The sequence below is a fragment of the Rhizobium sp. P2_G2 genome (assembly GCF_056403555.1).
In genome coordinates this window covers 1-12,088 of the sequence record NZ_JBFUFF010000148.1, presented here as the reverse complement: position 1 = coordinate 12,088, position 12,088 = coordinate 1, and the positions used below count along the sequence as shown (strand labels likewise).

Annotated in this window: 11 protein-coding genes and 1 pseudogene; 10 read left to right on the top strand and 2 right to left on the bottom strand. The window is 59.3% G+C overall.

Annotated elements, in window-relative coordinates; translation table 11 throughout:
• Positions 1–113: 113 nt before the first annotated feature.
• From istA to AC1D06_RS39505, 3 genes are read left to right on the top strand one after another with little or no spacing between them, the layout of a single operon-like run.
• The gene (istA, locus tag AC1D06_RS39515) at positions 114–1,640 is read left to right on the top strand and encodes an IS21 family transposase (RefSeq protein ID WP_477990985.1); all 1,527 of its coding nucleotides are present in this window, start codon (positions 114–116) and stop codon (positions 1,638–1,640) included.
• A complete protein-coding gene (istB, locus tag AC1D06_RS39510) occupies positions 1,630–2,442 on the top strand; it encodes an IS21-like element helper ATPase IstB (RefSeq protein WP_477990984.1) in 813 nt (270 codons plus the stop codon). The genes istA and istB overlap by 11 nt, the downstream gene beginning before the upstream one ends.
• A complete protein-coding gene (locus AC1D06_RS39505; RefSeq protein WP_477990987.1) occupies positions 2,439–3,170 on the top strand; it encodes a creatininase family protein in 732 nt (243 codons plus the stop codon). Before istB ends, AC1D06_RS39505 begins: the two co-directional genes overlap by 4 nt.
• Before the next feature lie 366 nt (positions 3,171–3,536).
• Here the strand turns inward: AC1D06_RS39505 and AC1D06_RS39500 are convergent, their stop codons facing one another.
• On the bottom strand, positions 3,537–4,559 hold the full coding sequence (locus tag AC1D06_RS39500) for a LacI family DNA-binding transcriptional regulator (RefSeq protein ID WP_477990983.1): 1,023 nt from the start codon (positions 4,557–4,559) through the stop codon (positions 3,537–3,539).
• A 161-nt stretch (positions 4,560–4,720) separates the two neighbouring features.
• On the opposite strand from AC1D06_RS39500, the gene AC1D06_RS39495 reads away from it, so the two are divergent.
• The 6 genes and pseudogenes from AC1D06_RS39495 (at position 4,721) to AC1D06_RS39470 (ending at position 10,209) form a co-directional block, all read left to right on the top strand.
• Positions 4,721–5,797, top strand: a complete 1,077-nt coding sequence (locus AC1D06_RS39495) for a sterol desaturase family protein (RefSeq protein WP_477990982.1) — start codon at positions 4,721–4,723, stop codon at positions 5,795–5,797.
• A gap of 61 nt (positions 5,798–5,858) precedes the next feature.
• Positions 5,859–6,828 (top strand): annotated as a pseudogene (locus AC1D06_RS39490) (sugar ABC transporter substrate-binding protein).
• Between the two features lie 208 nt (positions 6,829–7,036).
• The gene (locus AC1D06_RS39485; RefSeq protein WP_477990986.1) at positions 7,037–7,975 is read left to right on the top strand and encodes an ABC transporter permease; all 939 of its coding nucleotides are present in this window, start codon (positions 7,037–7,039) and stop codon (positions 7,973–7,975) included.
• A 9-nt stretch (positions 7,976–7,984) separates the two neighbouring features.
• Complete coding sequence (locus AC1D06_RS39480; protein ID WP_477990981.1) at positions 7,985–8,983, top strand: ABC transporter permease; 999 nt, start codon at positions 7,985–7,987, stop codon at positions 8,981–8,983.
• Between the two features lie 90 nt (positions 8,984–9,073).
• On the top strand, positions 9,074–9,856 hold the full coding sequence (locus tag AC1D06_RS39475; RefSeq protein ID WP_477990980.1) for an ATP-binding cassette domain-containing protein: 783 nt from the start codon (positions 9,074–9,076) through the stop codon (positions 9,854–9,856).
• Positions 9,857–9,900: 44 nt separating this feature from the next.
• On the top strand, positions 9,901–10,209 hold the full coding sequence (locus tag AC1D06_RS39470; RefSeq protein ID WP_477990979.1) for a MocE family 2Fe-2S type ferredoxin: 309 nt from the start codon (positions 9,901–9,903) through the stop codon (positions 10,207–10,209).
• 358 nt (positions 10,210–10,567) lie between these two features.
• Here the strand turns inward: AC1D06_RS39470 and AC1D06_RS39465 are convergent, their stop codons facing one another.
• On the bottom strand, positions 10,568–11,617 hold the full coding sequence (locus tag AC1D06_RS39465; protein WP_477990978.1) for an IS110 family RNA-guided transposase: 1,050 nt from the start codon (positions 11,615–11,617) through the stop codon (positions 10,568–10,570).
• Positions 11,618–11,791: 174 nt separating this feature from the next.
• Between AC1D06_RS39465 and AC1D06_RS39460 the strand changes: the two genes are divergently transcribed.
• Positions 11,792–12,088 (top strand): transposase (locus AC1D06_RS39460; RefSeq protein ID WP_477990977.1); only part of this gene is annotated, 297 nt, incomplete at its 3' end.

Here is a 12,088-nt window from a genome sequence, read left to right as displayed (position 1 = left end):
CTGTTGAGTGCCACTGAGAACTGACCCAGTTTGACGTAATATTTCCACTGAGAATTGACCCATGTTTGAACCTTGCCCTGCGTGTTTTCAGCGAGGGCTACGGAGTGATCGACATGGCGTTATTGAGCGTGATCCGACGCTGGCATTTTCGAGAGCATTTATCGATCCGGGAGATTGGCCGCAGGACCGGCCTGTCCCGGAACACCATCCGCAAATATCTGCGTGTTGACGGCGGGGAGCCGAAGTTCAAGGTTCCGGAGCGGCCCAGCAAGCTCGATCCGTTTGCGGATAGACTGTCGGCTTGGCTGAGGACGGAAGCCAAGAAGCCGCGAAAGCAGAAGCGAACCGCAAAACAGTTGCATGCTGAGCTGGTGAGCCTTGGTTATCAGGGTTCCTACAATCGTGTTGCCTCCTTCGCTCGGGAATGGAAGGCTGATCTGCAGAGGGAACTGCAAACGACAGGACGTGGGACATTCGTGCCGCTTGCGTTTGATCCAGGCGAGGCGTTCCAGTTCGACTGGTCGGAAGATTGGGCGATCATCGGCAATGAACGCACCAAGCTGCAGGTGGCTCATACCAAGCTCAGCTACTCCAGGGCTTTCATCGTCCGGGCCTATCTGCTGCAGACCCACGAGATGCTGTTCGACGCCCACAATCATGCATTCCGTGTCTTTGGCGGCGTTCCCCGGCGCGGCATCTACGACAACATGCGCACGGCGATCGACAAGATCGGACGCGGCAAGGAACGGGACGTCAACATCCGCTTCATGGCAATGGCCAGCCACTACCTTTACGAACCGGAATTCTGCAACCCGGCATCTGGCTGGGAGAAGGGTCAGGTCGAGAAGAACGTGCAAGACGCGCGTCACCGGTTCTTTCAACCGGTCCCACGCTTTCCGTCACTGGAAGCCCTGAACGATTGGCTGGAGCTTCGATGCAGGGAGATTTGGCAGCAGACCGCACATGGAAAGATGCGCGGTACCATCGCCGATCTCTGGGCTGAGGAAGCACGGACACTGATGCCGGCGTCGCGTCTCTTCGATGGCTTTGTCGAACACACCAAGCGGGTTTCCCCGACCTGCCTCGTGCATTTCGATCGTAATCGCTACAGCGTTCCGGCATCTTTCGCCAATCGTCCTGTCAGCCTCAGGGTCTATCCGGATCGTGTCGTTGTGGCGGCAGAAGGCCTGATCGTTTGCGAGCACCAACGCATCATCAGTCGATCGCATGATGGCCCGGGACAGACGGTCTACGATTGGCGACATTATCTGGCGGTCGTTCAGCGCAAGCCCGGTGCTCTTCGCAATGGTGCACCGTTCACGGAACTGCCCGAAGCCTTCCGGACGCTGCAACAGCATCTGCTCAAGAAGCTGGGCGGTGATCGCGAGATGGTCGATATCCTGGCGCTTGTGCTGCAGCACGACGAGCAAGCCGTGTTGTCGGCCGTCGATATGGCGTTGAAGTCCGGTGTTCCGACCAAGACCCATGTCCTGAACCTGCTCCACCGCCTGGTCGATGGCAAATCCGCCACGCCACCGACAATCGACGCGCCCCAGGCATTGACGCTCACCAACGAACCGAAGGCCAATGTCGAACGCTACGACACTCTGAGAAAGACGGAGGTGCGCCATGCGTCATAATCCAGCCAGTGGAGCCATCGTCATCATGCTCAGGAGCCTGAAGATGCACGGCATGGCCCAGGCCGTCGGCGAACTCACAGAACAGGGATCGCCGGCTTTTGAGGCCGCCATTCCGATTTTGTCGCAGTTGCTCAAGGCGGAAACGGCTGAGCGGGAGGTCAGATCAACTGCCTATCAGCTCAAGATAGCCCGCTTTCCGGCCTATCGCGATCTCAACGGCTTCGACTTCGCCAGCAGCGAGATCAACGAGGCACTTGTGCGGCAGCTCCATCGCTGCGAGTTCATCGACGAGGCCAACAACATCGTGCTCGTCGGCGGACCGGGCACAGGCAAGACCCATGTCGCCACGGCCCTTGGTATCCAGGCCATCGAGTACCATCACAAACGGGTCCGGTTCTTCTCCACCGTCGAGCTGGTCAACGCGCTCGAGCAGGAGAAGGCACAGGGGCGTTCCGGGCAGATCGCCAACCGACTTGTCCATTCCGATCTCGTCATCCTTGATGAGCTTGGATATCTGCCATTCAGTGCGTCAGGCGGAGCATTGCTCTTCCACCTGCTGAGCAAACTCTACGAGCGCACCAGCGTCATCATCACCACCAACCTCAGCTTCAGTGAATGGGCCAGCGTTTTCGGTGACGCCAAGATGACAACGGCACTGCTCGACCGCCTCACGCACCATTGCCACATCCTCGAAACCGGAAACGACAGCTTCCGCTTCAAGAACAGCTCCGCCCAGGAACCCAAAAAAGCAAAGGAGAAGACCAAGACCTTGACCACGAACACAGACCAGAAACATACATAAAAGGCGGGTCAAATCTCGGTGGAAATGCCGGGTCAGTTCTCAGTGGAAATCAACACGCAAGGGCACCGGTCGCCTATCTGCCCCTCGGCACCTATGAGTGGCACGGCGAACATCTGCCGATCGGATTGGACAGCCTGACCGCCCACGGCATGTGCCTGGCGACCGCGGCGAAGACCGATGGTGTCGTGATGCCGCCCCTTTACTACGGCACGGGCGGCGGCCACGGCGGCTACCCGTTCACCATCATGATGGAAACCGACGCCGAGATTTCGGCGATGGTTGAATTCTCGTTCAAGCGCCTGGCGGCATTCGGTTTCAGGCTTGTCGTGCTGTTCACCGGGCATTTCGCGCCCACCCAGGTCGAGATGGTTCATCGGCTGGCGGACCGATGGAACGCGAGGGGCGGCGACCTACAGGTCCTGGGCGTCTCGATCAACGAGATTCCCGGCCTGGCCCTTCCGCCGGATCACGCGGCCATCTTCGAAACGACCATGCTCTACGAGCTTTGGCCGGATACGGTCGATTTATCGCGGCTTCCGCCCATGGACGGCGGCCCGATGCCCGAGAGTGACAGCTTCAGCGAGGCAAGGCACGATCCGGCGCATCCGTTGCATGGCATCATCGGTCCCGATCCGCGGGTGTTCGACCGAGACAAGGGGCCTTGGCTGATCGAGGACGGCTCGACGTGGCTGGCAGGCCGCGTCACCGAAACCCTACAACGCGGTTGACGGCGGTCCGTCGTCCATTTTGAACGAAAGGCTCGATCATGCGGATCGGTTTGGTGGGATACGGGACCGGCGGACGTCATTTTCACGCAGATGCCGAGCATCGGAACGAACGATAACCCCCATCATCTCGTCGTCCGCGGGATTGACCGCAACCGCCACAGGATTGTCATGAAGTCTTTCATTCTAACCCTTACCTGCAAGTACACCCGCGGCATCGTAGCCGGGGTGACCGCTACCTCGCCCACCGGGGCTGCAATATCCTCGACAGCTCGCAATTCGGAACCATCCGCCGCGTGTAGTGCCATGGGCGTCAAGCGGCCCGAGATCGGCTAGAACCAAGTTCGCGTCGAGAACCGCGGCGCGTCGTCATATGTTTTCGGGAGTGTACAAGTCGAACCCGATCGTCCGTTTCGTGGGAGCCAACTGAGCCTTGAGTTCCTGAACCATCCCGGTGATTGCTTCCCAGGCCAATTTCGCGATGGGATGGGCGATGACGAGCGAAAGATCGGAGTCGATGAGGCCTATGCGCGTGTGGTCGGTCACCTCGTGTCCGACGGCGACAATCGATCGGGCGCGGCCCGAGGCTTTCAGGGCTTCGAGAACACCGACCATGCCGCCACCGGAGATGTACAGCCCGACGAGATCAGGCTCGCGCTGCAGCAACTGATGGGTGACGTCGTTGGCGATCGACTTTTCCTCGAACGTCTGGACCGGCTCGAGAAGCGTGAAGTCCGTTCCGTGCTCGCGGCAGTAGGACCTGAATCCGGATTCGTTCATTTCCTGACAACGATAACGATGATTGCCTACAAGGATGCCAACCCGGCCCGGCCGTTTGCAGAGGCCGGTTACCGCCCACGCCGCCGTCCTTCCCACTTTCCAGTTGTCCAGCCCGATGTATCCCACGCCGCATGAGGCCGAAAGCTCCGAGATCAGGCCGTAAGTCGGGATGCCCTTCTGGCTGAGCATTTCGATCGCGTGCGCGATACGGGCGTGTTCGGCGGACACCACGGCGAGCGCATGCACCTTTTCGCCGACCTGGACTATGCGGCTCGCAACAGCTTCTGGCGAGAGGTCGTCCATGTGCTCGATGATTAGCTCGATCGGCTCGGGATAGCCTGCGGCGGCTTGCCGGAGCGCCTCGGCTATCGATCTGTAGAAGGTGCGATGCGATTGCTGAAGGAGGAAGCCCAATTTGATCGACGGCTTCTCGGTCTGAAGGCGCTCGCGAAGGGTTGGCAACGCATAGAACTCCAACTCCTCCGCCGCGTCCAACACACGCCGCGCGGTCGCCCCTCGGACCTGGGATCGCCCGTTCATTATCCGGTCGATCGTGGAGACGCTCACGCCCGCGGCCTTGGCAAGGTCCTGAATTGKCGCCCGGTGCGCCATAACAGCTCCTCTGAAGGAATCCTTCATTTGTGCAGCGCAAAAAATGAAGTGAAAGAAGGGAAATGCCTCAGTAAATATGAAAGCTCTATGAGGTGTGATTTGTCAATGGTAAAGAACATTTGACCGAGTTCGAAGCCGGCTTTTCTAAGCGGAGGCGAAAAATGGATGACCTGAAGTTCGGGACCCGCGACAAGCGAGGCAACTGGGCACCTGCCGATCCCCTTGAAATCGCGCCGTTCTGGACGGGGAAATTCGGTCAATTGGGAAGATGGCTCGTGGGCTACATCTGGCCCTATAACACTGTTTTCATGGCCGTGACCCTTGCCTACTGGTACTTCGTCCTGCCGAGCTGGGAGCGGATGAAAACCCTGTCATGGGACTGGGTCCTCCGGTTCTATGCCGTCAACGCGCTCGGCATCTTTCTCCTCTACGGCTCGATCGAGCTGTTTTATTACGCAAAGCGCAAACAGGGCACCCGCTTCAAATTCAACGGCAAGTTCCCAAGCGAACAGCCATCGGACATCTTCTGGTTCAAGAGCCAGAACATCGACAATTTCCTGCGCACTTTCTTCGTCTCCATCCCGATCTGGACCGTCGTCGAAAGCGTGACGTTCTGGGCGTTCGCGAACGGATACGGCATCTGGCTAAGCCCGGAAAGCCATTGGCTCTGGCTGGCGCTCCTGATCTTCTTGGCTCCCGCGCTGCACGAAGTGCACTTCTACTGCGGTCATTGGCTGCTTCACCAGGGCGTGCTCTACAAATGGATTCACTCGATCCACCACAACTCGGTGAACCCAAGTCCCTGGTCCTCGATGTCGATGCACCCTGTCGAATCCATCTTCTTTTTCGCCGAGATGATGTGGCATCTGATCATCCCGTCCAACCCGTTCGTCGCGCTGTTCCAGCTCACGAGCACCGCCTATGGGGCCATCGTCGGACATATCGGTTTCGACAAGCTTGAAGTCACCGATGAGCGCGGAATGGACAGCCACGCGTACACCCACTACCTGCACCACAAGTATTTCGAGGTTAATTACGGCGGCGATGGCGTCATTCCCCTCGATAAGTGGTTCGGCACTTGGCACGACGGCACCAAAGTCGCCGACGAGCGGATGAAGGAACGCTTCCGCAAGAAGAAGGAACGCATGAACGCCCGCAAGGCGGGCGAGGCCGCGGCAGAAAAATCACCGAATTCGAGAATTTCGGCTCCGGTCCGTCGTGGAGGGCATCCGGACTGAGACGAGGCTTCATCAAAGGCCGCCCGAGGGGCGGCGAACACCAGCAGGGAGGAAACCTGACATGAGACTTACCAGACTGCTTGCGGCCACCGCGATTCTGTTGATCGGCGCATCAACCTCATACGCCGCAGGGGCGAAGATTTTCGTGATCGGCGGCAAACCCGACGACCCGTTCTGGTCGATCGTCAAGCGCGGCGCTGAGGACGCGGGCAAGGTTGTTCAAGCCGAGGGCGGCTCGGTGACCTGGCTCGGTCCCCAGAACTACGACAATCTCGGCGTGGATGCCGCCGAACTCACTCCGCCAGGCGATTGACCAGAAGGCCGACGCGATCGTCGGACCGGACTGGGTCCCCGACGCGATGGACCCCGCGTTCAAGGCTGTCGTCGCGGCGAAGATTCCCTTGATCATCTACAATGCCGGTGGTCTCAAGGCGGCCGACAATCTCGGCGCGATGAACTATGTCGGCTCCGACGATTACAAGGGCGGCGTCGCGGGCGGCGAATACCTCGCGAAGCTTGGCAAGAAGAATGGCCTCTGTATCAACACGCTGCCTGGTGCCGCCAACATCGAAGCCTACTGCAAGGGCTTCAAGGAGGGCGAGACCAAGAACGGCGGAAAGGCGGACGTGCTGCCGCTGCCCGCGACGTCCTTCGGCTCGGCGACGGCTGTCGCGCAGGCCGTGAAGGCCTATCTTCTCCAGCATCCCGAAATCGACGCCGTCTTCACGATCGGTAATGTCGACGCGAATTCGGCCGTGACCGGAATCACGCAGGGCGGACTGACGGACAAGGTCTCCGTTTGCGGCATCAACTTCGACAAGACGATCCTCACGAACATCAAGGACGGGAAGCAGGCCTGCGCGATCGACCAGCAGGGCTATCATCAGGGCTACATGGCGGTCTCGATCCTGAACGCTTACGTGAACTACGGCCTGACCATCCCGACCAGGGAAATCCTCACTGGTCCCGGGATCATCGACAAGACCAATGTCGAGGCGACGCTCTCGGGCGTGGACGCAGGTACGCGCTGAGGGATATCGATGGTCGTCCGGTCTTGCGGCCGGGCGACCAATACCTCGCGCATGCCGCAAGCGGGGGCGACGACCCCATCGAGCTTTTGGACCGACCATGATCACGCACAGCACGCCTGCCATTGAAGCCACGCCTTCCGTCAACACGCGGTTCGGCTCCAGGCTGAGTACGCTGACGAGGCGACCCGAGAGTGCCTCCTTTCTCGGCATGGTCGCGGTTTTTGTCTTCTTCTCTATCGCTGGAGGAAAGCTCTTCCTGTCGTCCGCCGGCTTTGGCGGCTGGTTGAGCGTCGCCTCCGAAATCGGGATTATCGCGCTTCCCATCGGCATTCTCATGATCGCGGGAGAACTCGACATCTCGGTAGGGTCGGTGATCCCCGCATCTTCGCTGACGGTGGCCATCATTTCCGGGTACTACGGCGCGCCGCAGTTCCTTGGCATCGCGGCAGCGCTTGCGGTCGGTCTCCTGGTGGGCTTCGTCAACGGCTACCTTGTCACGCGAACCACGATCTCGTCGCTCATCATCACGATCGGAACGATGTTTGGCGTCATGGGACTTACTTTGGGGCTGACCGTCGCGATAGCCGGGTCCACGGGGGTGTCGGTCGTGCCCGACAACATCACCAAGGCGATGCTGGGCCAGTACATCGGCGGCATGTACCAGGTCACGATTCTTTGGTGGGTTCTGTTTGCAGCCGTTCTCTTTTACCTATTGCACATCTCGCCGATCGGAAACTGGATATTCGCCGTCGGCGGAGATGCCGTCAGCGCTAGAAACGCGGGCATCCCGACGACGAAGCTCAAGATTGGTCTCTTCATGTTGAGCGGTTTTTCCGCCGCGTTCGTCGGGGTGAGCGAGGTCGAGGTCTACCAAAGCGCACAGGTGCTCGCCGGACAGTCCTTCGTCTTCAACTCGATCATGTGTGTGGTCATCGGCGGCGTGTTGCTGACCGGGGGCTTCGGCTCGATCGTGGGGATTGTGTTCGGCACAGTCACCTTCGCGATCGTCAATCAGGGTATCTATTTCACGGGGATCGATCCGAATTTCGGCAGCGTCATCATTGGCGCGCTGCTGCTGGTCGCGGTTCTCACCAATGACGTCTTCCGACGGATGGCGCTCGGCCTCTCGTCGAAGAGAAAAGCGTGAGGTCTGACAATGAACCTTGAACTCGGACAGCTTTTGCGGCGGCCGGAAACCGGGTCAATTGTCAGCCTCGTCGTCGTGGTCGCATTCTTCGTTGTTTTTGGCGGAGCCGATCTCGGCACGATGTTGAAGGCCGCGAGCTGGATAAACTTCGCGGCCAACCTCGGAATCGTCGCAATTCCGGTCGGCATGCTGATGATCGCGGGAGAGATCGACATCTCCATCGGGGCGCTGATTCCGGTGGGGTCGATGACGACGGCAATCCTCTCGGGCTATTACGGTTTGCCGATCGCCGTCGGAATCCTCGGTGCTCTGGGCGTCGGCGTTGCGGTTGGCCTGGTCAACGGCATCCTCGCGGTCCGAACAAGCGTTCCTTCCCTGATCATAACGCTTGGCACGCTCGTGGCCACGCAGGGCATTGTCTTGAGCGCGTCGGTTCTCCTGACGGGCAATGCAAGCGTCGCGCTGCAAGCGCCGGATTGGGCCAAGTTCGTCTTCGGGCAACTGATCGGCGGCAGCCACCAGGTGATCATTCTCTGGTGGATCGCGATCGCCGTAATCTTCGCCTTGGTGTTGCATGTCTCGCCATTCGGCAACTGGATTTTCGCGATGGGCGGCGACAAGGAAAGCGCGCGGAATGCTGGTATTCCGACGAAGCGACTGACGATCATCCTGTTTGTCCTTTCGGCGACCTGCGCCTCTTTCGTCGGGATATGCCAGGCCATCCTATTCAATTCGGCCCAAGTCTCGGGTGGCATGAGCTTCATTTTCAACGCGATCGTAAGCGTGGTCGTCGGGGGCGTGCTCCTCACCGGAGGATTTGGTTCGGTCACGGGCATCGTCTTCGGTACCCTGACCTTTGCCGTCGTCAGCCAGGGCATCTACTTCACCCACATCGACCGGAACTGGTCAAACCTCATCATCGGCGTGATGCTCCTGGTCGCGGTGGGCATGAACGAGCATTTCAGGAAAGTGGCGCTCGGTTTCATCCGTTCGCGGAAAAAGGCGTGAGGCTTGAACGCAGGAATCTGGCGAAATTCATATCGAACATGCCGGGGCCTGAAACTTTGGCTCTTGCAGGGAACGTACGGGGAAATGACCATGGCTGACAGAACTCCGGTTCTTGAATTGCAGAACGTCGACAAGTCCTTCGGGCCGATCGACGTGCTCAACGACATCTCCCTGAAGGTTCATCAGGGGGAGGTGCTCTGTCTTCTGGGCGACAACGGCGCGGGCAAATCCACGCTGATCAAGACGCTCGCCGGGGTGCATAAGCCCAGTAAGGGCAAAATCCTGATGGACGGCACCGAGGTTCACTTCACGGGTCCCAAGGACGCCGCGGAGCGCGGGATCGCAACAGTTCACCAATTTGGGGGAACCTTTCCCCTCATGAGCATTGGCCGTTCGTTCTTCGTCGGTGTCGAACCGACGAAGGGCTGGGGGCCTTTCAAGATGTTCGATCGCAAGAAGGCTAACGCGATCGCCATCAAGGCAATTCAGGACTTCGGCATCACGCGCATCGACGACGGCGACCGGTTGATCGGAGGCTTGTCGGGCGGCGAGCGCCAGTCCCTCGCCATCGCACGCGCGGTTTACTTTGGCGCTCGGGTTCTGATCCTGGACGAACCCACCGCGGCGCTCGGAGTCAAACAGGCCGCACATGTGCTCAGGATCGTGAACCAGGCCAAGCGCAAGGGCTTGGCGGTCGTGTTCATCACCCATCAGGTGACCCATGCGATGGCCGTCGGCGACCACTTCGCCGTGCTGATCCGAGGGGCCATCGCGGCCGACTTCCGCAAGGGAGAGAGGAGCAGGGAACAAATCACCGATCTCATGGCTGGCGGCGAAACGATGGCGGACCTTGAGGCTTCCATTGAGGCCTGAGCACCGCACCTGGGAAAACATCACGCAAATTGAAAGGAATGCCTATGCCATGGGTTGATGCCTGCGCCGCGGCCGACATTGATGCCGAAGAAGTCATCCGGTTCGATCACGGCAAGAAGACGTTTGCCGTGTATCGCAATCACGAAAACCAGTATTTCTGCACGGACGGCCTTTGCACTCATGAAAGCATTCATCTCGCCGATGGCCTCGTCGTCGAGAACACCGTTTCCTGTCCGAAGCATTCATCCATTTTCGATTTCACGACAGGTGAGGTTGAGACGCCTCCGGCTTGTGAAAATCTGCGCTGTTATCCGGCCAAGGTCGAGAATGGGCGCCTGCTCATCGAGATTTGATACGCGGCGGCTCAGCGCAAGCTGCGCCGAACAGGCGTTGTGAAAGCACCGATCCGGCTTCCTCGCTTCTAAGAGCCCTCTCTGATTGGGGTCGTTGAAGTCAAGCTGCTCCCGATTTAAATTTCGGATCATACCGCCCCGCAGGTCACTCGCTTCTCTCCGCGGTCGGCGCGTGGCCGCCGCATGATGGGGTCAGGAAGACAAGGTGTCCCAATCTGTTTCACGACCTTGAGGGTTTCGCCCTCAGGTTCGGGACTCTTAACGAGATCACCTTGCCCATCGTCCCCACGGGAACGATCCGATTTGCCCTTTCAGGCAGAGCTTGCTGTTAAGCCTTTTCCTTTCCGGTTGTTCGTCCTCAAGCTGCAGCGAGGTCGATGTTGATACCCGGCTGCTTGCCGAAACGGAATTCGGAGCCGTCGCACCACATGCGATGCAGGATTACGGCAAGTTTGCGGGCGACTGCGACGCGTGCCCGCGCCATGCCGCGGCGCTTGGCAATGCCCATGCCCCAGGCCCTGAGGCTCGACCATTTTTTCGACCGCACAAGCAACGAATGGGCTGCTTCATAGAGTGCAGTTCGAGCGATTTCGTCACCACATCGGCTGATCCGGCCCTGGATGTCGGTCTCGCCGGATTGATAGCGCGACGGCGTTAGACCGAGATGGGCACCGACATCGCGTGACCGACGGAAGCGATCGGCGCGGTCGATGGTGGCACGGAAGGAAAGCGCAGTGATCGGTCCGACGCCCGGCACGCTCATCAGCCGGCGGCATGTCATCTCATCTTTGGCAACGTCGAGCACCTGTTTCGTCAGGTGGGTAAACTGCTCCAGCATCGTGGCAAGCACGGCCAAAAGCGGCTCGACGAGCGCCATCACCAGTGGATCGCCGGCCGCCATCTGTCGGGCCTTGCCCGCAAAGTCTGCCCGGCTCGGCGTTCCAAGCTTGATGCCACCCTCCCGCAGAACGGCCCGCACCACATTCTCGATCGAGCGCATCTCGTTCATCACCGTCCGGCGCGCGACCAGAAGCGAGCGCCACAGCCGGCATTGGCGGCTCTTGACATGCACCTGCCGGAACCAGCCGGTGCGCATGATCTGTGCCAAGGCGCGCGCATCATTGCGATCGGTCTTGTTGGGCATCGTCTTCATCGCTGCATTGGCTTGGCGCGTCTCGATGCAGACGGCCACCAGTCCCGCGCCCCGCAACCCGTCATGCAGCCAGGCCGTCAGCGAGCAGGCTTCAAGGCCGATACGCTCCATTGGCAAACCAATATCCTCAATTGCTGCGATCAATGCCTGCGGCTCACTGGCCGCCCGTACCTCCTTCACGATCCGGCCCGCCTCATCGACAATACAGATCGATGTTTCTTCCAAAGACACATCCATTCCGGCATAGTAGTTCATGGCTGCTTCCTTTCGATGCTTGTGGCCGATCAACACGGACCACGTTCTAACATCCTCAAGGGAGCAGCCACACCCGCGGCGCAGACCCCAATCACCCCATCTGATTTAAAAGTAGTTGAGCGATAACAGCAGGTTGTGATTCCCTTTTGGTGCTAAATCAAAATGGGGTTTCCGATGACCTGGACTGCTATCGCTCGGCGTGAGCATAACCGAGACGCGCTTCGTTTTCCAAGTGATTTGACGGACCGGGAATGGGCGCTAATCGAACCATTGATCCCACCGGCCAAGCGTGGAGGCCGCTGCCGAACGACGAAGATGCGCTCGGTCGTGGAGGCGATCCTCTATATCGCATCAAGCGGTTGCTCATGGCGGATGCTGCCGGGTGATTTCCCTCCGGTGTCGACGGTGCGCGGCTATTTCTATGCTTGGCGAAAGATGGGTTTATGGGAGGGCATCAATCAGCTTTTGGTG